The organism is Seohaeicola saemankumensis, assembly GCF_021021435.1.
Classification (GTDB): Bacteria; Pseudomonadota; Alphaproteobacteria; order Rhodobacterales; family Rhodobacteraceae; genus Seohaeicola.
Window position 1 is genome coordinate 151,876 of sequence record NZ_JAINWI010000011.1, and the last position, 21,399, is coordinate 173,274.

24 protein-coding genes are annotated in these 21,399 nt (G+C 59.8%); 8 read left to right on the forward strand and 16 right to left on the reverse strand.

Annotated features, from left to right (window positions below; all coding sequences use genetic code 11):
- Positions 1-83 precede the first annotated feature (83 nt).
- From K7H22_RS09025 to K7H22_RS09035, 3 genes are all read right to left on the reverse strand, one after another.
- Positions 84-737 carry a helix-turn-helix transcriptional regulator gene (locus K7H22_RS09025; RefSeq protein WP_230800416.1) on the reverse strand — a complete coding sequence of 218 codons (654 nt, stop codon included), beginning with the start codon at positions 735-737 and terminating at the stop codon, positions 84-86.
- Positions 738-1,217: 480 nt separating this feature from the next.
- A complete protein-coding gene (gene ccrA / locus K7H22_RS09030; RefSeq protein WP_230800417.1) occupies positions 1,218-2,507 on the reverse strand; it encodes a crotonyl-CoA carboxylase/reductase in 1,290 nt (429 codons plus the stop codon).
- A 161-nt stretch (positions 2,508-2,668) separates the two neighbouring features.
- Positions 2,669-4,024 carry a 1-acyl-sn-glycerol-3-phosphate acyltransferase gene (locus K7H22_RS09035; RefSeq protein ID WP_230800418.1) on the reverse strand — a complete coding sequence of 452 codons (1,356 nt, stop codon included), beginning with the start codon at positions 4,022-4,024 and terminating at the stop codon, positions 2,669-2,671.
- Between the two features lie 160 nt (positions 4,025-4,184).
- Between K7H22_RS09035 and K7H22_RS09040 the strand changes: the two genes are divergently transcribed.
- The gene (locus K7H22_RS09040) at positions 4,185-6,152 is read left to right on the forward strand and encodes a protein meaA (protein ID WP_230800419.1); all 1,968 of its coding nucleotides are present in this window, start codon (positions 4,185-4,187) and stop codon (positions 6,150-6,152) included.
- Positions 6,153-6,218: 66 nt separating this feature from the next.
- On the opposite strand, the gene K7H22_RS09045 is transcribed toward K7H22_RS09040, so the two are convergent.
- Complete coding sequence (locus K7H22_RS09045) at positions 6,219-6,662, reverse strand: DUF4168 domain-containing protein (protein ID WP_230800420.1); 444 nt, start codon at positions 6,660-6,662, stop codon at positions 6,219-6,221.
- A 200-nt stretch (positions 6,663-6,862) separates the two neighbouring features.
- Between K7H22_RS09045 and K7H22_RS09050 the strand changes: the two genes are divergently transcribed.
- The gene (locus K7H22_RS09050; RefSeq protein WP_230800421.1) at positions 6,863-7,303 is read left to right on the forward strand and encodes a GNAT family N-acetyltransferase; all 441 of its coding nucleotides are present in this window, start codon (positions 6,863-6,865) and stop codon (positions 7,301-7,303) included.
- A 15-nt stretch (positions 7,304-7,318) separates the two neighbouring features.
- Positions 7,319-8,029, forward strand: a complete 711-nt coding sequence (deoD, locus tag K7H22_RS09055) for a purine-nucleoside phosphorylase (RefSeq protein ID WP_230800422.1) — start codon at positions 7,319-7,321, stop codon at positions 8,027-8,029.
- 3 nt (positions 8,030-8,032) lie between these two features.
- On the opposite strand, the gene K7H22_RS09060 is transcribed toward deoD, so the two are convergent.
- The 11 genes from K7H22_RS09060 to K7H22_RS09110 form a co-directional block, all read right to left on the reverse strand.
- Positions 8,033-8,875, reverse strand: coding sequence for an urea carboxylase-associated family protein (locus tag K7H22_RS09060; RefSeq protein WP_230800423.1), 843 nt, complete (start codon positions 8,873-8,875; stop codon positions 8,033-8,035).
- Between the two features lie 8 nt (positions 8,876-8,883).
- Positions 8,884-9,096, reverse strand: a complete 213-nt coding sequence (locus K7H22_RS09065; protein ID WP_230800424.1) for a hypothetical protein — start codon at positions 9,094-9,096, stop codon at positions 8,884-8,886.
- Positions 9,097-9,180: 84 nt separating this feature from the next.
- Positions 9,181-9,960, reverse strand: coding sequence for a succinate dehydrogenase iron-sulfur subunit (locus K7H22_RS09070; protein WP_230800425.1), 780 nt, complete (start codon positions 9,958-9,960; stop codon positions 9,181-9,183).
- A 13-nt stretch (positions 9,961-9,973) separates the two neighbouring features.
- Positions 9,974-10,315: a hypothetical protein gene (locus K7H22_RS09075; protein WP_230800426.1), complete on the reverse strand. Its 342-nt coding sequence runs from the start codon at positions 10,313-10,315 to the stop codon at positions 9,974-9,976.
- Positions 10,312-12,117, reverse strand: coding sequence for a succinate dehydrogenase flavoprotein subunit (gene sdhA, locus K7H22_RS09080; RefSeq protein ID WP_230800427.1), 1,806 nt, complete (start codon positions 12,115-12,117; stop codon positions 10,312-10,314). Before sdhA ends, K7H22_RS09075 begins: the two co-directional genes overlap by 4 nt.
- Positions 12,118-12,135: 18 nt before the next feature.
- Positions 12,136-12,507: a succinate dehydrogenase, hydrophobic membrane anchor protein gene (gene sdhD, locus K7H22_RS09085; RefSeq protein WP_230800428.1), complete on the reverse strand. Its 372-nt coding sequence runs from the start codon at positions 12,505-12,507 to the stop codon at positions 12,136-12,138.
- A 12-nt stretch (positions 12,508-12,519) separates the two neighbouring features.
- Positions 12,520-12,903: a succinate dehydrogenase, cytochrome b556 subunit gene (sdhC, locus tag K7H22_RS09090; RefSeq protein WP_230800429.1), complete on the reverse strand. Its 384-nt coding sequence runs from the start codon at positions 12,901-12,903 to the stop codon at positions 12,520-12,522.
- A gap of 322 nt (positions 12,904-13,225) precedes the next feature.
- Positions 13,226-14,287: a MaoC family dehydratase gene (locus tag K7H22_RS09095; protein WP_230800430.1), complete on the reverse strand. Its 1,062-nt coding sequence runs from the start codon at positions 14,285-14,287 to the stop codon at positions 13,226-13,228.
- A complete protein-coding gene (locus K7H22_RS09100; protein ID WP_230800431.1) occupies positions 14,284-14,490 on the reverse strand; it encodes a DUF1737 domain-containing protein in 207 nt (68 codons plus the stop codon). Before K7H22_RS09100 ends, K7H22_RS09095 begins: the two co-directional genes overlap by 4 nt.
- A 5-nt stretch (positions 14,491-14,495) precedes the next feature.
- The gene (locus K7H22_RS09105) at positions 14,496-15,041 is read right to left on the reverse strand and encodes an NnrU family protein (RefSeq protein ID WP_230800432.1); all 546 of its coding nucleotides are present in this window, start codon (positions 15,039-15,041) and stop codon (positions 14,496-14,498) included.
- Positions 15,042-15,055: 14 nt separating this feature from the next.
- Positions 15,056-15,901: an HpcH/HpaI aldolase/citrate lyase family protein gene (locus K7H22_RS09110; RefSeq protein WP_230800433.1), complete on the reverse strand. Its 846-nt coding sequence runs from the start codon at positions 15,899-15,901 to the stop codon at positions 15,056-15,058.
- A gap of 196 nt (positions 15,902-16,097) precedes the next feature.
- On the opposite strand from K7H22_RS09110, the gene K7H22_RS09115 reads away from it, so the two are divergent.
- On the forward strand, positions 16,098-16,412 hold the full coding sequence (locus K7H22_RS09115) for a hypothetical protein (protein ID WP_230800434.1): 315 nt from the start codon (positions 16,098-16,100) through the stop codon (positions 16,410-16,412).
- Positions 16,413-16,422: 10 nt separating this feature from the next.
- Here the strand turns inward: K7H22_RS09115 and K7H22_RS09120 are convergent, their stop codons facing one another.
- The gene (locus K7H22_RS09120) at positions 16,423-17,175 is read right to left on the reverse strand and encodes a sulfite exporter TauE/SafE family protein (protein WP_230800435.1); all 753 of its coding nucleotides are present in this window, start codon (positions 17,173-17,175) and stop codon (positions 16,423-16,425) included.
- A gap of 162 nt (positions 17,176-17,337) precedes the next feature.
- Between K7H22_RS09120 and mdh the strand changes: the two genes are divergently transcribed.
- The 4 genes from mdh (at position 17,338) to K7H22_RS09140 (ending at position 21,391) form a co-directional block, all read left to right on the forward strand.
- The gene (gene mdh / locus K7H22_RS09125) at positions 17,338-18,300 is read left to right on the forward strand and encodes a malate dehydrogenase (protein WP_230800436.1); all 963 of its coding nucleotides are present in this window, start codon (positions 17,338-17,340) and stop codon (positions 18,298-18,300) included.
- Between the two features lie 250 nt (positions 18,301-18,550).
- Positions 18,551-19,744 (forward strand): ADP-forming succinate--CoA ligase subunit beta, encoded by a 1,194-nt coding sequence (sucC, locus tag K7H22_RS09130; protein ID WP_230800437.1) that lies wholly within the window; start codon positions 18,551-18,553, stop codon positions 19,742-19,744.
- Between the two features lie 4 nt (positions 19,745-19,748).
- Positions 19,749-20,630 carry a succinate--CoA ligase subunit alpha gene (sucD, locus tag K7H22_RS09135; protein WP_230800438.1) on the forward strand — a complete coding sequence of 294 codons (882 nt, stop codon included), beginning with the start codon at positions 19,749-19,751 and terminating at the stop codon, positions 20,628-20,630.
- Positions 20,627-21,391 carry an alpha/beta hydrolase family protein gene (locus K7H22_RS09140; RefSeq protein ID WP_230800439.1) on the forward strand — a complete coding sequence of 255 codons (765 nt, stop codon included), beginning with the start codon at positions 20,627-20,629 and terminating at the stop codon, positions 21,389-21,391. Before sucD ends, K7H22_RS09140 begins: the two co-directional genes overlap by 4 nt.
- Positions 21,392-21,399: the final 8 nt, after the last annotated feature.

Genomic DNA, 21,399 nt, shown 5'->3' on the forward strand with positions numbered 1-21,399 from the left:
CCCTGTTCAACCTCGACAGGCGCAAGAGCTAATGCCTAGAGATTAACACAAGTTGCACGATGCGCGCGCAAGCCTGTCTTGGATCAGACCACGATCAGCCCGCGACTGATCGCGCGGGCCACGGCATGGGTGGTGTTCTGCGCGCCCAGTTTCAGCCTTGCACTTTCGATATAGGCGCGCAGCGTATGTTCCGAGATCGACAGCGAATTGGCCACCTGTGCGCGGCTGTAACCGATGGCGAGCAGCGTGAGCGCATCCACTTCGCGCGGCGATAGCGCTTGGGACGGCGCAGGCGTGCGGCCCGGTTCGAACTCCAGCGCCTTACTGTTGAAATGATGCGCGATCAGGATCAAATCGCGGCGGTGACGCTGCTGGAATGCGGCCCAGCAACGATCATCGGCGTCGTGGTTAACCGTGAACAGCGCGAATTGCCCGTTGGGGCCACGTATCGGAATCGACAGCCCCTGCGCGCCCAGACCATTGGCCAGCGCATCGTTCAGAAAGGCGCGTTGCGCCTTGCCGGTCCAGTCCAGTCGCTTCCAGTCAACAGGCTGGAAATTCTGCAAGCAGCCCTGCACGACCGGATCAATCCGCAGGTAATCATGTGCGATGTAGCGCGCGACCCAATCGGCCGAATAAGTGCCGCAGCCATATTGCTGGCCTGCCGCACTGACCCAATGATAAACTATATGCCTGACCTTGAACGCATCGCGCAGGTTTTCGATTGCATCCTGCATCGCCTCCTGGGAAGTGGCGTTTTCTATCGCTTCAAGTATCTGCTCCAACCCGTCGTTCATCCGTCGACATCGCCACTGGCGCCTCCCTGCGACAGGATGACATCTCGGACAAGGCGACTGCGCGGGTTTCGTCAAGCTGATGGGAAAGACGATACAACCCGTTCGCCCCCGCGAAGCTTTTGAGATCCGAGAGAACATCCAAAAGCCATTCGTTCTGCATGACCAACTTGCCTTTGCACTGGTTAAAGAAACATTAACGCTACCACGTCACGGGGAGGGACGGTGTCATTCCTTGGACAACGGTTCAGTTTAGGCACGTGCAGGAGCCACACCCTATACGCGAATTTCAACCCCCCCAAAATGGCGGGGCGGATCAGCCCAACCCTTTGAATATAAACAAACCAGCCTCAGAAAAAGCCAAGGCCCGCGAATCTATGCGATTCGCGGGCCTCGTTTTTCATTGACTTCCGACGGGCAGGCTCAGCCGCGTCCAGCCGCGATCACATCCTCGACAGTCCGCAACCCTGTGCGCGGGGCCTGCACCAGAACGGCCATGTTTCCGGGCTTGTGCTGGTTACGATACATCTTCGTATGGGCCTGCGGGATCTGGCTCCATTCGAACACTTCGGACATGCAGGGATCAAGCCGCCGCTCGACCATCAGCTTGTTAGCCGAAGCTGCCTGCTTGAGATGCGCGAAGTGGCTACCCTGCAACCGCTTCTGGTGCATCCACATATAACGTACGTCGAACGTGCAGTTGAAACCCGTGGTGCCCGCGCAGATCACGACCATACCGCCCTTCTTGCAGACCAGAGCGGACACAGGGAATGTCGCCTCGCCGGGATGTTCGAACACCATATCGACGCTCACGCCCTTGCCGGTGATATCCCAGATCGCCTTTCCGAATTTGCGCGCCTCTTTGAGCCACTCGTTATATTCGGGCGTATTGACCGTGGGCATCTGGCCCCAGCAGTTGAAATCCTTGCGGTTGATCGCGCCCTTGGCGCCAAGGCTCATGACAAACTCGCGCTTGTCCTCTTCCGAGATGACGGCAATCGCGTTGGCACCCGCCGTGTTGATCAACTGGATCGCATAAGAGCCAAGACCGCCCGACGCACCCCAGACCAGAACGTTCTGGCCGGGCTTCAGGTCATGCGGCTGGTGGCCGAACAGCATCCGGTAGGCGGTGGCCAGCGTCAGCGTATAGCAGGCGCTTTCTTCCCATGTCAGATGCTTGGGACGCGGCATCAACTGCTGCGCCTGCACACGGGTGAACTGCGCGAACGATCCGTCAGGGGTCTCGTAGCCCCAGATCCTCTGGGTCGGACTGAACATCGGGTCGCCGCCGTTGCACTCCTCGTCGTCGCCGTCATCCTGATTGCAGTGGATCACGACCTCGTCGCCGACTTTCCAGCTTTTGACCTTGTCCCCCACGGCCCAGACGATGCCGGAGGCATCGGAACCTGCAATGTGATAAGGCTGTTTGTGACCGTCAAAGGGGCTGATCGGCTGACCGAGACCGGCCCAGACGCCATTATAATTGACGCCAGCGGCCATCACCAGAACCAGCACCTCGTGGCTGTCGATCTTCCATGTATCGACCACTTCGATCTCGAAGCTTTTTTCTGGCTCGCCATGCCGGTCGCGGCGGATCGCCCAAGCATACATCTGCTTTGGCACATAACCGAGAGGCGGCATTTCACCGATCTCGTACAGATCTTTTTCCGGTGCTTCATAGGGCGCTATGCCGGTATGTGTGTCCAGAGCCATCTCAACCTCCGTGCAGGCACTTGTCAAAGTGCGTTTCCCGTTATGCCGCAATGCAGAATCGCGGTTCTGATCTTCGGGATAAAGTCGGTCGCGCAACATTGCAACCTGATTTAGCAGGTTTTTGTAATTTTATAACCCCGCAGTTGCAGCATGAAATAGACCTACATGCTGCGTCCGCGAAACAAATGCGCGATGGACGAGGCGTAAAACGCAATCAGGGTGCGCTCGGACGGCACGATCTGCAACAGACCGTCCCGCTCCTGCACCAGATGCCGCAGAATCAGCATACGCAGGCCGACCTCCACAAGATAGCCTGTGTCTTGCCGTGGCATATGCAGATGCGCCTCTGGAAGCCCCGCCACAAGATCCGCCACAGCCCTGTCCAGTTCCGCGCGGTTCAACGGCCCTTGCGCCTGCAGCAAGGCTGTTGCCACCAGCGGCACCGGCAGAACGGGCACCTCGGCGGCGACGCGGGCCATCAACTCGGCCGCCAAAGCCGGAACATCCGACGAAAAACTCTTGAGCGACAGCGGTTCACCGAAACTGACGGCGGCATAGCCGAAGCGGTGGAACTTTCCCTTCAGGCGCAGACGTAGCATCCTGAACAGGAACCCCATAACGGTGCTCAACCGTGCCGCAAACCGCCGCTCGCCCGCGTCTTGCGCGGCCAGCAGAACACGGTCTTCCAACACCCGGTCGTAATTGACCGCAACAGGCACAAAAACCACATCGCGCCCGTTGGGATCGTGACCATCGACGATGTATTTCAAAATTCCCCGCTTGGGGGGCATGATCGCCCCTGACAGGCTCAGACCGCCTTCGGGGAAAACCGCCTGCGTCACGCCCGCTTGGGTTGCCAGTTGCACATAGCGCGACAGCACCGCCTTATAGAGAGGCCCGAACCGTTTGCGTCGGATGAAATAGGCCCCCATCGCGCGGATCAACGCGCTGAGCGGCCAGACACGGCCCCATTCGCCAACGGCATAGGACAGGGCGGATCGTTCCGCCGCCAGATAGGTGACCAGCACGTAATCCATATTGCTGCGATGGTTGATGACGAAAACCACCGTCGCCTCGCGGTCCACCTGCGCCAGCGCATCGCCTGCGTAATGGCCAAGACGTACGCGGTAGAGCGAGGTGCTGATCAGCCGCGCCAACCGCGTCGCTACTCCGAAATAGGCGCTCGCACTGAACGACGGCACGATTTCCCGCGCATAACGGCGCGCCTGCTCGAAAGCTACGTTTTCTGGCACGCCTTCGCTGGCTGCATGCGCGGCAATGGCGCGCAAGACGGTCGGATCATAAATCAGACGCTGGATCATGTCATATCGGCGCGCCAGCTTGAAGGGCTGGATCGGACGTTCGAGTCGCGTGTTCAGTTGCGCGATAACGCGTTCGGCGCGTTTTCGGAAAAACCAGCGCACAGAAGGGAATAGAAAATGCGATGCAAAGGTCACGCCCGCAAAAAACAGGATCAAAACCAGTAGCCAGACAGGCATTTCCACCACAGCAGTCATAGCACAACAATGGCGCGAAAGCGGGCCGAGGTAAATGAAATGCGCAGACTGCGCGATGCCGCAACGCAGCGAATTGACAGCGCCATAAAATTCCAAGTATCAACGCAGGGACGCAATAAAGTTGCCAAACCTGATTCACCGCGATCCATTGAGAGGCCCCATGACACAGACGCAAAAAGACCAGCCATGGCTTTTCCGCACCTATGCAGGCCATTCCACAGCCAAAGCCTCGAACGCGCTTTATCGATCGAATCTGTCCAAGGGACAAACCGGTCTGTCGGTAGCCTTCGATCTTCCGACGCAGACAGGCTATGACAGCGATCATATCCTTGCGCGCGGCGAGGTGGGCAAGGTCGGCGTGCCCGTCAGCCATCTGGGCGATATGCGGACGCTGTTCGATGCGATCCCGCTAGAGCAGATGAACACCTCGATGACGATCAACGCGACAGCCCCGTGGTTGCTTGCGCTTTATATCGCCGTGGCCGAGGAACAAGGCGCGGATATTTCCAAACTGCAGGGCACAGTGCAGAACGATATCATCAAGGAATACCTAAGCCGTGGCACCTATATCTTGCCACCGAAACCGTCCTTGCACCTGATCACCGATGTTGCGGCCTATTGCTATACCAATGTGCCCAAATGGAACCCGATGAACATCTGTTCCTATCACCTGCAGGAGGCGGGGGCGACGCCGGAACAGGAACTGGCCTTTGCATTGGCCACCGCCACCGCCGTTCTGGACGATCTGAAAGGGAAAGTGCCCGAGGCGGATTTCCCGCAGCTTGTGGGCCGGATCTCGTTCTTCGTAAACGCGGGCATCCGCTTTATTACAGAGATGTGCAAGATGCGCGCCTTCGTCGATCTCTGGGATGAAATCTGCGAAACCCGCTATGGCGTCACCGATCCGAAATACCGCCGCTTCCGTTATGGCGTGCAGGTCAACAGCCTTGGCTTGACCGAACAGCAGCCCGAAAACAACGTCTACCGCATCCTGATCGAAATGCTGGCCGTGACCCTGTCGAAAAAGGCCCGCGCCCGCGCTGTGCAATTGCCTGCCTGGAACGAGGCATTGGGCCTGCCGCGTCCGTGGGACCAGCAATGGTCGCTCAGGATGCAGCAGATCATGGCTTACGAGACAGACCTTCTGGAATACGATGACCTGTTTGACGGAAACCCCGCCGTGGATCGTAAGGTCGAGGCCCTGAAAGAAGGTGCGCGGGCCGAACTTGCGAACCTCGACAGCATGGGCGGTGCGATCAGCGCGATTGAGTATATGAAATCACGTCTGGTCGACAGCAACGCCGAACGCCTGAACCGGATCGAGCGGAACGAGACTATCGTGGTCGGCGTCAACAAATGGCAACAGGGCGAACCCTCGCCGCTGATGACCGGCGATGGCGGGATCATGACCGTTGATCCGGCGGTCGAGGCCGAACAGATCGGCCGCCTGAACGAATGGCGCAGCACCCGCGATGCCAAGGCCGTTGACGAAGCCCTGGCCGACCTGCGCGCCGCCGCGAAGGAAGGCCGCAATATCATGGAGCCGTCGATCAAAGCCGCCAAGGCCGGTGTCACCACCGGCGAATGGGCCGCCCAGATGCGCGCAGTGTTCGGCGAATATCGCGGGCCGACGGGCGTGTCGCGCTCGGTCAGCAACAAGACCGAAGGGCTGGACGACATCCGCGATGCGGTCAACACCGTGTCCGACAAGCTGGGCCGCCGCCTGCGCTTTCTGGTCGGCAAGCCGGGCCTGGACGGTCATTCCAACGGGGCCGAACAGATCGCCTTCCGCGCCCGCGATTGCGGCATGGACATCGACTATGAAGGTATCCGCCTGACGCCGGAGGAAATCGTGAAAGCCGCCGCCGAGGGCGAGGCCCATGTTGTGGGCCTGTCTATCCTGTCCGGATCGCATATGCCACTGATGCGGGACCTGATGGACCGTCTGCGCGCGGCAGGTCTGTCGCATATTCCGGTTGTTGTGGGCGGGATCATCCCCGAGGAGGACGCAAAGCGCCTGCTGGAAATGGGCGTCGCCCGCGTCTACACGCCCAAGGATTTCGAGCTGAACACGATCATGATGGACATTGTAACGCTGGTTGATCCGAAACCCGTCGCGGCAGAGTGATCCTGATTAGAAACCACAAAAAAGGGGGCCATAGGCCCCCTTTTGCGTTTGTTGCATCGTTTGAGATCACTCTGTCATAGTGCCGGAACTGGATTCCGCTTCAACCAGTGACGCAATTCGCGCACCCAGTTCCTGATCCTGCTGGGCCACCTGTGCGATGGTCACATATTCGTCGACCGTCAGATCCGGCACAGCCTCGATCTTCTCGATAATCTCGGCATTGGCCTGATTGACCAGCGCGGCTTGCTCTTCCTCACTCGAGGCAGCTTCGATCTGCGGTGTATAGTCCAGACGCACTTCCTCGACACCCATCAAGGCAGCTACGAAAGCCTCGAGCTTGGTATCGGTCATATCGATCTGCGGCAGGGTGGGTTGCACGACTTCGGGCTGCCCGTCGGACGCGGATGTCGCGTTTTGGGCTGCAACAGGTGCCACGGCGCCAAGGCTCAGGGCAGCGATTGACGTGCTCAGGACAAGGGCTTTCAGGCTGCGGTTCGTTGTCTGTGTCATGGATGCCTCCAGGTTATTCTCGTTTGACGGGATCATCCCGCCGCGTCTGCCCAACATGGTCACCCTGTTCAGCCTGTGCAAATCGCGCAGCGGGATCATGCCTGCTACGGGATGCTTTTCAGGCGGCAAGTCGCGTATTGGCCTTGCACCCCAACGGAAACAGCCCCCATCATGGAACCGGACAACCGAGGGACCGTTTCATGCCGCTTACAATCCGCCCCCTTGTCGAAACCGATCAGGCCGAGTGGCGCCGTCTTTGGACCGCCTATCTGGAGTTTTACAACAGCACAGTGCCGGAAGAGGTGTATCAGACCACCTTTGCCCGCCAGTTGGACCCTGCTTATACGGATCGCTGCTGCTTTATCGCCGATCTGGATGGCCGTGCCGTGGGTCTGGTGCATGCGATCTGGCACGGACATAACTGGCGGATCGAGGATGTCTGCTACCTTCAGGATCTCTATGCTGATCCGGATGTGCGCGGCAAAGGCATCGGTCGCGCACTGATCGAGGCGGTCTATCAAGAGGCTGACCGCCGTGGCACCCCCGCAGTCTACTGGATGACGCAGGATTTCAACACAACAGCACGGCAACTCTACGACCGGATCGCCAAGGTGACACCCTTCATCAAATACAACCGCTGACGCAGGAACCATGACATGACGATTCATATCGGTGCAAATCCCGGCGAGATCGCTGAAACCGTCCTGTTGCCGGGCGATCCGCTGCGCGCAAAATGGGCCGCAGAAACATTTTTGCACGAGGCGCGACTGGTCAACGAGGTGCGCGGTATGCTGGGCTATACCGGCTTATGGCGCGGCAACCGCGTGACGATCCACGGCTCGGGCATGGGTATGGCCTCGCTGTCGATCTATGCCAACGAACTGATCCGCGACTATGGAGCGAAAACACTGATCCGCATCGGCTCTTGCGGGGCGATGCAGGCCCAGGTCGGTATCCGCGACGTGATCCTTGCGATGACAGCAACCACGCTATCCACCCCGTCCAAAGGCATTTTCCGCGAGTTGAACTTTGCCCCCCATGCCGACTGGTCACTCCTGCGCGATGCTGCAATCGCAGCGGAAAAACGCGGCGTGCCCACCCATGTCGGCGGCATCTATTCGTCCGACGTCTTCTATGACGAACGCCCCGACCTGAACGAGATCATGACCCGCCACGGGATCCTCGGCGTCGAGATGGAAGCGGCAGAGCTATACAACCTCGCCCTGCGCCACAAGGTGCGCGCATTGGCCGTGCTGACTGTGTCGGATCATCTGCTGACAGGCGACGCCCTGCCCGCCCACCAGCGCCAGAGCAGCTTTGGCGACATGGTGGAAATCGCGCTCGAAGCCGCCTTTGCCAACGCGTGACGGCTAGCGCCCGTGACGACGGTTGTACCCGTTGGGCGGCGGTGACGCCCAATTGCCCAAGCGCGCGGCCGGGGTCTCGAACACCTCGACCAGCAACGGGTAGCACGCCGCCTGATCCGAGGAATGCTCGGACGAGCAATCGCCACCCGGACAGGCCGACAAAGCCCCTAGCAGCGGGATTTCGGCAAAAAACTCCAGGTAGTCGCCGGGCCGGACCGGGCTCGCCTTCATGAAATACTGGCCCGTGTCTCGGCTAAAGCCCGTGCACATGAACACGTTGAGCACGTCATGCACATGCGCTTCGGCTGCGTGCAGCGACAGCCCCGTCGCATCGCCCAGCGCACGGGTCAGGTTGGAATGGCAGCAATGATGATACTGCCCGCCGGACAAAAGGTTATGCGTATAGGGGTCGCACCGCGTGCCGATCACATCATGCACCGATCCGCCGAAAGCATCCTTGCCATACCAGCCCAGCGTATCTGCTACGATCGTGGCCATCGGGCGCAGGGTTGGAAAACCGGACCAAAGCCGCTGGCCTGTTGTGACATGCGTGCCGTGCAGGGCGCGCGTCTTGCCGGAATAGAACCGCTCCGACAGATCATCGGCATTCCACAGGTTAAGATCGCCCACCTGCGGCCCCTCAATGGACGAAATACGGAAAAATCCACCCGCAGGCACCGTGAATGTCGCAGCATCGCGTGGCGGCACCACCACCTCAGCCATTTTGACCGCGTGATACCTGAACCCAGCATAGGTATCCTGATCGGGCACCGGCAAAGTTTCGACCGGATAGCAGATCACAGGTTTCACAGCGCGGCGGTCATCGGCATCAAGGGGCTGGGTCATCATCTGTCTCACGGTTTGGGCGGTTTGCGTGGTGCGCGGCAATCCTGCGGGGATTTGCCCTTGGGGACAAGCTCTTCCGCCCCGCAGGCCGCGCATCGGAAATACTGCAAACCGTCACGGTCACGGGTGCGGTCCATGCGCCACCTGCATCCGCGCACGCCACGCCGTGCAAAAATCGCCACCAGTACGAAAGCGATAAACAGCCCGACAATGACCACCATGCTACACGCCCTTCGATACGCAAAAGGGGCAGGCTATCGCGCCCCCCCCTTTCATCTTGCTTCAAATACTCAAGCCCGCCCGCATCACACGGTGCGTTCAACCATCATCTTCTTGATCTCGGCTATCGCCTTGGCCGGGTTCAGACCCTTGGGGCAGGTCTTAGCACAGTTCATGATCGTGTGGCAGCGATACAGCTTGAACGGATCTTCCAACTCGTCCAGACGCTCGCCCGTCGCCTCGTCACGGCTGTCGATGATCCAGCGGTACGCATGCAGCAACGCGGCCGGCCCCAGATACCGATCGCCATTCCACCAATAACTCGGGCAGGAGGTCGAGCAGCAGGCGCACATCACGCATTCATACAGACCGTCCAGCTTTTCGCGGTCATCGACCGACTGGCGCCATTCCTTGGCGGGGCGGTTGGTCTTGGTTTCCAGCCACGGCATGATCGAGGCATGCTGCGCGTAGAAATGCGTGAGGTCAGGGATAAGGTCCTTGATCACCGGCATATGTGGCAGCGGATAGATCTTCACATCGCCCTTCACGTCATCCATGCCATGCAGACAGGCCAGCGTGTTGATCCCGTCGATATTCATCGCGCAAGACCCGCAAATGCCTTCGCGGCAGGAGCGGCGGAAGGTCAGGGTGGGATCAATCTCGGATTTGATCTTGATCAGCGCGTCCAGAATCATCGGCCCGCAAGTGTCCATATCGACATGATAGGTATCCAGCCGCGGATTCTCCCCGTCATCGGGGTTCCAGCGGTAGATCTTGAAGGTCCGCAGGTTCTTGGCACCTTCGGGTTTGGGCCATGTCTTGCCGGTCCGCATCCGGCTGTTCTTCGGCAGTGTCAGTTGCACCATGATGTCTCTCCCGTCACAGAAGGGCTGGCAGGCCATTGGCCAGCAGGCAAGTCAACGTGTCCGGCCGGGACACGATATTGGTCACAAGTTCCACGGTATTGGCCGTGGGGCCGGTGATGCTGTCGGCAGCAAGCGAAAGAAGTTCGCGGCTGCTTGCGTTCTCGATGATGCAATCCACGGCAGGCGCCACCGGCACACCGGGAAAACGCTGCACCAGAACCGGCGTGATCGCGGCGCGCGCGGCGTCGCGGGTCAGACGGTCCTGATCGGCGGGCGTGCAGGCGGCCAGCGTGGCGGCGCAGAGCACCGCCAGCGACAGCCTGCGCAGTGCGCTTATGCCGGTAACACGGATCAATAGACCCGCGCCTTGGGCGCGATCCGCTTCATGTCGATCCCGCCTTCATCCTGATTGGTCAAAGGTTCTGTCACCACACGGCGATAGCTGAGGTCGACATTGGTGCCATCCACACGCGCGATGGTGTGCTTGCGCCAGTTGGCATCATCCCGATCGGGATAATCCTCATGCGCATGCGCTCCGCGCGATTCCTTGCGCGCTTCGGCACCCACGATGGTGGCCAGCGCGTTCGGCATCAGGTTGGTCAGTTCCAGCGTTTCCATCAGGTCGCTGTTCCAGATCAGGCTGCGGTCAGTGACGCTGATATCGTCCATCTTGCCCGCGACCGCCTGCATCTTGGCAACACCTTCGGCCAGCGTCTTGTCGGTACGGAACACAGCCGCATCCGCCTGCATCGCCTTTTGCATCTCAAGCCGCAATTCCGCGGTGCCGACATCGCCCTTTGCGTGACGCAGACCGTCGAAACGGTCAAAGGCAAACTGGACCGAGGCCTTGTTGGTGTCCGGAATGGGCGCACCGGCCTTGACGACCTGCCCTGCCCGGATCGCTGCCGCGCGGCCAAAGACCACAAGGTCGATCAGCGAGTTCGAGCCCAGACGGTTCGCACCGTGCACCGAGGCACAGCCCGCCTCGCCCACAGCCATCAGGCCGGGCACGATCCGGTCAGGATCATCGGCAGTCGGGTTGATCACCTCGCCCCAATAGTTGGTCGGGATACCGCCCATATTGTAATGCACGGTCGGCAGAACGGGGATCGGCTCTTTGGTCACGTCCACACCCGCAAAGATGCGCGCGCTTTCCGAGATACCAGGCAGGCGCAGATGCAGCGCCTCGGGCGGCAGGTGGTTCAGGTGCAGGTGGATATGGTCCTTGTCGCCCCCGACACCGCGCCCTTCACGGATTTCCATCGTCATGCAGCGCGACACAACATCACGGCTGGCCAGATCCTTATAGGTCGGCGCATAGCGTTCCATGAAACGCTCGCCTTCCGAGTTGGTCAAATAACCGCCCTCGCCGCGCGCGCCCTCGGTGATCAGGCAGCCCGCGCCATAAATACCGGTCGGGTGGAACTGCACGAATTCCATGTCCTGAAGCGGCAGACCCTGACGCGCCACCATGCCGTTACCGTCGCCGGTGCAGGTATGCGCGCTGGTCGCGCTGAAATAAGCACGGCCATAGCCGCCCGTCGCAAGCACGACCATCTTGGCCTTGAACACATGCATCGTGCCGTCGTCCAGCTTCCAGCAGACAACGCCCTGACAAACGCCATCCTCGGACATGATCAGGTCGATAGCGAAATATTCGATATAGAACTCGGCCTTCTGCTTCAGGCTTTGACCATAAAGCGTGTGCAGAATCGCGTGACCCGTCCGGTCAGCGGCGGCACAAGTGCGCTGCACGGGGGGGCCTTCACCGAACTCGGTTGTGTGCCCGCCAAAGGGCCGCTGGTAGATCTTGCCCTCTTCCGTGCGGGAAAACGGCACGCCGTAATGCTCAAGCTCGTAAACCGCCTTGGGGGCTTCACGCGCGAGATATTCCATCGCATCGGTATCGCCCAGCCAGTCCGAGCCTTTGACCGTGTCATACATATGCCACTGCCAGTGATCCGGTCCCATGTTCGACAGGGATGCCGCGATGCCGCCCTGTGCTGCCACGGTGTGGCTGCGCGTCGGGAACACCTTGGTCACGCAAGCGGTGCGAAGTCCCTGCTCGGCCATGCCCAGCGTCGCGCGCAGACCGGCACCGCCGGCCCCAACAACCACGACATCATAGTCATGGGTTTCGTATTCATAAGCTGCCATTGCAACAGTCTCCGAAGTTTAAAGCGCGATCTTGGCGATGGCGAACAGCCCGGTAGCTGCGGCGCCATAGCTCAGGCAGGTCACCGCGATGATCACGATCTTCTGCGTTGTGCCGTGGACATAGTCCTCGATCATGGTTTGGGCACCATCGTTGAAATGTTTAAATCCGACGATCAGTGTCAGCGCCGCGATAATCGCCGGAAATGGCCGCGCGAACGTGGCCAGCACGTCGGCATGCGATGCGCCCAGCATTGGCCCGAAGGAGAACACGAAAAGCGGGATCAGCACCAGCAGCGCAACAGAGGATACTTTCATCGACCAGAAATGGGCGGTGCCCGATTTGGCAGAACCCATCCCCGAGGCGCGTTTGCGGTCAGTCAGGTAACGCATGTCTCAGCCCTCTCAGATCACAACAACGGTCAGCAGGGTCAGCAGGACCGACCCGCCGATTACCGCATAGCCCAGCTTGTAGGCGGTATCGAGATCCAGACCCATCGCATTGTCCCAGATCAGATGCCGGATGCCTGCCAGCGTGTGGTACCACAGCCCCCAGAGCGACAGCACCATGACAAGATCGCCGAACCAGCTTGTCAGCACACCGTCCGCGACGGCAAAATATTCGGGCGAGGTCGCCGCAGCCAGAAACCACCAGACGACCAGCAACGCCGACACCAGCATCGCATTGCCGGTAATCCGCGTCAGGATCGAGGTCATAGATGTCAGCTGCGGGCGATAGATTGACAGGTGCGGCGAAAGCGGGCGGTTGCCCCGGTTCACGTCAGCCATGTGTCCCTTCCTTCTTGGGTTGCGAAGGAACCGGGGTGCCCGACATGTGCACGACGATCTTCCTTCGATGCCTTTGCGGCCTTGATACTCTTTTTAGCGTCCCTGTCACGTCAGCACAGCCCCGTAACACAGAAAAAACCGCGCGAATTGACGCAAGAATAGCTTTCGTGATCACAAGTCGATTATGTGTGATCACAAAAATTGCTGCGTGAGCGTGATTTCGGGAATCAACCTGCCGCAAAGACCGTTGATCCCGCCCCGACACAGCAAGAGTTCCGCAGTGTGACCGCAAGGCATTGAAAACGGGGCCGCCCGTTTGTGATCACAAAGGCATCAGCGCCCAGTAGTCCAGATCCAGCAGGACATGCGGCTGATACTTGCCGTCATCGCTTTTCAACCGGAACGCACCGGCGGCGTTATTGGCGACCAGACGCAATCGGATCGCACCGACACCGGGCACGTTCGTTTCGGCCTTGTCCAGCACCTCGGACCATGCGCGGATCGTGTCGCCGCTAAAGCAGGGGTTCGCATGCGCGCCCGCGTTCAGACCGACGATCATCTGGGCATTGGCCAAGCCGTTGAACGACAGCGCCCGCGCCATGCTGATCACATGCCCGCCATAGATCAACCGCCGCCCGTCCGCACGCTGTGTCGCGTCGAAATGCACCTTGGCGGTGTTCTGCCACAGACGAGTGGCGATCATATGCTCGGCTTCCTCGATCGTGACACCGTCGACATGGTCGATTGTCTCGCCGATCTCGTAGTCGCGCCAGCGATGCGGTTCGCCCGATTGGGTGAAATCGTAATTGGTGAAATCCAGACTTTCGGGCACGACCAGTTGATCGGGGGTCAGCACGGGGGCCAGTTCGGGGATGACCGTCTCGGGCGTTGGCGCGTCGAAATCGTTTTTCCGCACCATGACCCAACGCACATATTCCAGCACAACCTCGTCCCGCTGGTTCAGACCACGCGTGCGGACATAGACCACGCCGGACTGGCCATTGGAATTCTGCTTTAGCCCGATCACTTCCGAGGTCGAGCGGATCGTATCGCCTGCATAGACGGGCTTCAGCCACCGCCCCTGCGCATAACCCAGATTGGCAATCGCATTCAGCGAGATATCGGGCACCGTCTTGCCAAAGACGATATGGAAAGCCGCCATATCATCCAGCGGGCTTTGCGGCAGGCCGCAATTGCGCGCGAATTCATCCGAGGAATGCAGCGCATGCCGCGCGGGATAAAGCGCATGATACAGCGCGCGTTCTCCGCCAGACACAGTGCGCGGCACGGCATGTTCGATCACCTGACCGATAGTGTAATCCTCGAAGAAACGTCCGGCGCTTGTCTTGATCGGAACGACATGGAACTGCGAATGCTGCATCATTGCTCTCCCAGCTTCATGGCCGGATCATAAGTCTTGCCCGCAACCTCTTTGGTAACCGCCTGCCCGCAGCGCATCACGCCGTTGGCCGCGTCAAAAGCATAGGTCGGATCGCCATAAAGCACCCATCCCTTGTTCAGCGCATCCGTCACCTTGTGACAGAATGCAGATGTGTCATCGGCGGTTAGCAAACGAAATAGCATCATCGGTTTTATCCAGGGAAAGGCCAGACGCCCAACCAGGCGTGGACGGCGGTCATGACGGCAAACAGGACAAGGGTGATCACTACCAGAAGGATATCCTTCTTGGCATCACCGGGTTCCGGGCGCACCCATGGCCCCGCGCGGTTGATCAGGATCACCGACCCCACAGCCCATGCCAGCAAGCCACCGAACAGGATGATCGAGGCCAGATCGCCATTCACCAGCAAATGCGCCACCGCCCAGATCTTGACCGCTGTCAGTTGTGGATGCCGCATCTTGCCACGCAAACGGCCTGTCGTGGCACTCATTCCGTAGACGAAGACTGCGACCAGCATCATCAGATTGTTCAGATGCACGGTCCAGCTTGGCGGTGCCCAGACATGGATGAACTCGGCCCCGCGATAGCCGAAAATCATCATCAACAGGCTCGCCACGATGGCGACAGCCACAAGACCCTTGCCTTTGTCACCCATCGCCGCGCGTTGTTCGGGCGCGAAGCGTTTGAAATAATGGGCGGCGGCCCAAAGGATAACACCGAGGCTCAGAAGGATCATTTGCGACGCTCCACTTAAAGGGATGCGATGGCGGATGCCATGGCGAGGGTTTTCTTGGCGGTCTCAACATGCAGGTTTTCGACGATCTTGCCATCCACAACAGCAACGCCCTGCCCGCTGGCCTGCACCTCTTCATAGGCCGAAATCTGGCGGCGGGCCAGTTCGACCTCGGCCTCTGACGGGGCAAACACCGCGTTGGTGACATCGACCTGCGCGGGATGGATCAGGGTCTTGCCGTCAAAGCCCAGATCACGGCCCTGCTCGCATTCGGCACGCAGGCCCTCGTCATCCTTGAACTGGTTGTAGACACCATCAATCACAATCACACCCTCGGCGCGCGCGGCCATCAAGATGGTCTGCAGGGCCATTTGCAGCGGCAGTCGATCCGCACGGAAGCGGCAATTCAGCTCTTTCGCCAGATCGTTGGTGCCCGCGACAAAGCCTGTCAGTTGCGGATGCGCGGCAATCTCGGCTGCATTCAAGATGCCTTGCGGTGTTTCCATCATCGCCCAGATCGGCGTGCCATTGCCCAGCATATCCGACAGCGCCTGCACATCCGCGGCGGAATTCACCTTGGGCAGCAGGAACACATCTGCGCCCGCATCGCGCAATGCGGCGACATCACCGGCTCCCCATGCGCTATCCAGCCCATTGATTCGGATGATCCGCACCTTGTTGCCATAGCCGCCCACGGCCAAAGCCTGCGCCAGCGTCGCGCGCGCCTCGACCTTGGCATCGGGGGATACAGCGTCTTCCAGATCAAAGATGATCGCATCGACGGGCAAGTCCCGCGCCTTTTCAAGCGCACGTTCTTTCGAGCCGGGAATATAGAGAACCGAGCGATAGGGGCGGATGTCCATGGCTTGAGTCTTCCTTGTAATTATCTTGCGTAGGGATGGCATTTTTTGGTGGAAACCTTCAAGGCCATTCGTGCCGCAATGCAGAAAAAAGCGCATGCGACAGCATACAGGAAGATCGGCTGGCGCGCATCGTTAACCTTAATGAAACCTTGCCACCGCAATCTGGACAGGTGGCATATCGGGAAAGGCTGGCACAATGCGACATGCGAAGACTGTTTTGACGGCAACGCTGAGCCTTCTGGGGTTGGCCGCGCCCGCCATCGCGCTGGATACCCGCAACTGTGCGCCACGCGACACGGTCGTGGACCGGCTGGCCAATACCTATGGCGAAACGCGCCGGTCGATGGGGTTGGGCGCGAACAATGCTGTGGTCGAGGTTTTTGCCAGCAATGACAGCGGCAGTTGGACGATCACAGTCACCCTGCCCAACGGAATCACCTGCCTCGTCGCCAGCGGTCAGGCGTTCGAGGCGCTGGCCGACGCCCCGCCTGCCAAAGGTAACGGGGCCTGAAGCCCCTGTTTCAGGTCAGCGCGTCCCAGATCAGCTTGCACCCCGTCACCGTCAGCAAAACATAGGTCAGGGCAAAGAAGGCCCGTTCCGGCACGACGTGATGCGCCTTCACGCCCAGCCATGCCCCCAGCAAGGCAACAGGGGCAAGGATCAGATCGGCCAGCAATGTTTGCGCCGTGAAAATGCCCAGAAAGGCATAAGGCACGAATTTGGCGATATTGACCGCCCAGAAGACAATCACCGTTGTCGCCTGGAACGGGGTCTTGCCCAGCTTGCGCGACAACAGCCACACAGCGGCGGGCGGTCCGCCCGCATGGCTGACGAAACTGGTAAACCCCGCAGTCGCCCCCGCCAGCGCCCCCGCCCAAAGGGGCAACTCTGCCCGCGCTGCGCGGATCAAGCCAAGCTTCAAACCCAACTGCCATGCCACGAAGCCCACAGAAATGACCCCGATCAGCAGACGGAATACATCGGCATTGGCAATGGTATAGAGCCACGCGCCCAAGGCGACCCCCGGCAATGCGCCGAGGATCAGCAGCTTGGCGTCAGGCGCGCTCCATTTCTTCCAGTAGGGGCGCAGATTGGCCGCATCCATCAGCATCAGAAGCGGCAACATGATGCCCAGCGCCTGCCCCGGCTCCAGCACCAGCGCCAGAATCGAAGCGGCGGCGAAAGCGGCCCCTGACCCGAAACCGCCCTTGGAAATCCCTGCAAACAGAACCGCCGGAGCCGCCACCATGAAAAACTGCAAGTCCAGCTCCATCTTCGGCCCTGCTCCTGAAAATTATGCCCTGTCACGCATTTAGCGGCATCCGCCGGCAGGCAACAGCCCCTCTTGCTGCCGCAGCGCAGCGCAGCACCCTTGCGCGAGGGCGCGGAAGGGACTAGGCCATGCGGCAAATTCAACCAACCGGAGACCGTTGAAATGGCCAGACCCAAGATTGCCCTTATCGGCGCAGGACAGATCGGGGGCACGCTTGCCCACCTCGCCGCGCTGAAGGAACTGGGCGATATCGTCCTGTTCGACATTGCCGAAGGCACGCCCGAAGGAAAATCGCTTGATATCGCGGAATCCGGCCCCTCGGAAGGGTTCGACGCGGCGCTGCGTGGCACCCAGTCCTACGAGGATATCGCAGGCGCTGATGTCTGCATCGTCACTGCCGGCGTCCCCCGCAAGCCGGGCATGAGCCGTGATGACCTGCTGGGTATCAACCTCAAGGTCATGAAATCCGTGGGTGAAGGCATTGCGAAATATGCCCCCGATGCTTTCGTGATCTGCATCACCAACCCGCTAGACGCGATGGTCTGGGCACTGCGCGAATTCTCGGGCCTGCCGCATCACAAGGTCTGCGGTATGGCCGGCGTTCTTGACTCCGCCCGCTTCCGCCACTTCCTGAGCCTCGAATTCGGTGTGTCGATGCGCGATGTCACCGCCTTTGTTCTGGGCGGTCATGGCGACACGATGGTGCCGCTGGTGCGCTATTCCACCGTGGCCGGTATCCCGCTGCCCGATCTGGTCAAGATGGGCTGGACCACGCAGGACAAGCTGGATGCGATCGTACAGCGCACCCGTGACGGTGGTGCGGAAATCGTTGGCCTGCTGAAAACCGGCTCGGCCTTCTATGCACCTGCTACATCCGCCATCGAAATGGCCGAAGCCTATCTGAAAGACCAAAAGCGCGTCCTGCCCTGCGCGGCATATGTTGACGGCGCTTATGGCCTCAAGGGTTTCTATGTCGGCGTGCCCACCGTGATCGGTGCTGGCGGCATCGAAAAAGTCGTGGATATCACCATGAACAAGGACGAACAGGCGATGTTCGACAAGTCCGTGGACGCAGTCAAAGGTCTGGTTGCCGCTTGCAAGGAAATCGACTCCTCGCTGGCATGATCCGCACCCGAAACAGGTTTCGCTGGCGAAACCTGTGATACATCCTGTCGGGGCTGGCCAAGTGCCAGCCCTGATTCTTTACCAGACAGGCCAATCCTCGTGAATCCAGCTTTGTGATCACAGATTTTAAGCGTGTGATCACAAACGTCGAATTTCACGCTCAAAACCCCCAAAAGCGCAAAAAACCGTTTATTATTCGTGCAACCTTGTGTCACACCCCGCCTTGAATGCAGCAAGACGGGACAATTTCATGAACATTCATGAGTATCAGGCGAAGGCCCTCCTTCGCACCTACGGCGCCCCGGTCTCGGACGGGCGTGTCGTCTTCCGGGCCGAAGAAGCCAAAACCGCAGCGGGCGAGATGGATGGCCCTCTCTGGGTCGTGAAGGCGCAGATCCATGCGGGCGGGCGCGGCAAGGGCAAGTTCAAGGAAGCCGATGCCGGTGAAAAAGGCGGTGTCCGTCTTGCCAAATCGGTCGAAGAAGCTGCCGAGGAAGCCAAGAAGATGCTGGGCCGCACACTGGTCACGCATCAGACAGGTCCTGCGGGCAAGCAGGTTAACCGCATTTATATCGAAGACGGTTCGGGCATCACGACCGAGCTTTACCTTGCACTTCTGGTAGATCGCCAGACCAGCCGCATCTCGTTCGTCTGCTCCACCGAGGGCGGCATGGATATCGAGGAAGTGGCCGAGCATACACCTGAAAAGATTCTCAGCTTCAGCGTCGATCCAGCCAGCGGCTATCAGGGTTTCCATGGTCGCCGCATCGCGTTCTCGCTGGGTCTGGAAGGCGCGCAGATCAAGCAGTGCGTCAACCTGATGGGTCTGCTCTACAAAGCCTTCGTCGAGAAGGATATGGAGATGCTCGAGATCAACCCGCTGATCGTGACCGACAAGGGTGATCTCAAGGTGCTGGATGCCAAGGTCAGCTTTGACGGCAACGCGATTTACCGCCATGCCGATATCGCCGCCCTGCGCGACGAGACCGAAGAAGATCCCAAGGAACTCGCTGCGTCGAAATACGACCTGAACTACATCGCGCTGGATGGCGAGATCGGTTGCATGGTCAATGGTGCGGGTCTGGCGATGGCCACGATGGACATCATCAAGCTTTATGGGGCCGAGCCTGCCAACTTCCTCGACGTGGGCGGCGGTGCAACCAAGGAAAAAGTGACCGAGGCGTTCAAGATCATCACCTCGGACCCCAACGTCAAAGGCATTCTGGTCAACATCTTCGGCGGCATCATGCGCTGCGATGTGATCGCCGAGGGCGTGATCGCCGCGGTGAAAGAAGTCGGCCTGAAAGTGCCGCTGGTCGTGCGTCTGGAAGGCACGAACGTGGACAAGGGCAAGGATATCATCCGCAACTCCGGTCTGGATGTGATCGCGGCAGACGACCTGCGCGATGGCGCCGAAAAGATCGTCAAAGCGGTGAAGGGATAAGAGCATGGCAGTTCTCGTAAACGAAAACACCAAGGTTATCTGTCAGGGCTTCACCGGCTCGCAGGGCACCTTCCACTCGGAACAGGCCATTGCCTACGGCACAAAGATGGTCGGCGGTGTGACGCCGGGCAAAGGGGGGTCCACCCACCTGAACCTGCCGGTCTTCAACTCGGTCCATGAGGCCAAGCATGTGACCGACGCCAATGCTTCGGTGATCTATGTGCCGCCACCCTTCGCAGCGGACTCGATCCTGGAAGCGATCGACGCCGAGATGGAACTGATCGTCTGCATCACCGAAGGCATTCCGGTGCTGGACATGATGAAGGTCAAGCGCGCGCTGGAGGGATCGAAATCCCGCCTGATCGGGCCGAACTGCCCCGGCGTCATCACGCCCGGTGCCTGCAAGATCGGCATCATGCCCGGCCATATCCACAAGCGTGGCTCTGTCGGCGTGGTCTCGCGTTCGGGCACGCTGACCTATGAAGCGGTCAAACAGACCTCTGATTCCGGTCTGGGCCAGTCCTCGGCCGTGGGGATCGGTGGCGACCCGATCAAGGGAACCGAGCATATCGACGTGCTGGAAATGTTCCTGGCCGACCCCGAAACCCAGTCGATCATCATGATCGGCGAGATCGGTGGCAGTGCGGAAGAAGAAGCGGCGCAGTTCCTCAAGGACGAGAAAAAGCGCGGCCGCTGGAAGCCGACCGCTGGCTTTATCGCGGGCCGCACAGCCCCCAAAGGCCGCCGCATGGGCCATGCTGGTGCCATCGTCGCCGGTGGCAAGGGCGATGCGGAAAGCAAGATCGAAGCGATGAAATCCGCAGGGATCATCGTGGCTGAAAGCCCCGCCGGTCTGGGCGAGGCCGTATTGAAGGCGATCGGATGAATCTGGTTGCTCTTATTCGTGGCCTGTTGGCGGCGCTTGTCTCGGTCGTCTTTGTGACGGCCGCGATGGCGCAGTCCGCAGGTCCGCTTGAGGGCAAACTTTTCGGGTCGGGCAATCGTGCTTTGGTCGTCGTGCTTCACGGCGACCTGAGCAGAGGTGGACCAGCCAATTATCATTACAGCCTTGCCAGCCAGATTGCTGCCGCCAACAAGGGCGTCAGCGTTCTTGCCCTGCTACGTCCGGGTTATTCCGACGGAGCGGGGCTTAGGTCGAAAGGATCGAACAGCAATCGTTCCGATCACTACACCCAGAAAAACAATCTTGCCGTCGCCCAAACCATTCAGGCGATGGCAAAACAAGTCGGCACATCCCGTGTTGTGGCCGTCGGTCATTCCGGCGGCGCAGCGCAGATCGGTGGCGTGCTTGGACTTGCACCCGGTCTTGTCCAGCGCGCGGTTCTGGTGTCTTGCCCCTGCGATATCGCCACTTGGCGCAAGTCACGCGGGCGTTCTGCGTGGCGGCAAAGCGAAGCTCAGTCACCGCATCTCCAGATTCCCCGAATAGCCAATGGCACACGCATCACTTTGGTTGTCGGGGCGAATGACGACAACACCACACCGCAACTCAGCGAGGCTTACCTTGCCGCAGCCAAAGCCCGTGGTTTGCGTGCATCGTTGGTCAAGGTGGCGGGGGCCAAACATAACATGGAAGCAGCTTTGCAAGCCGCAGCCCTGAAAGCGGTCAACGCGGAGTTGAAATAGAAAAGACA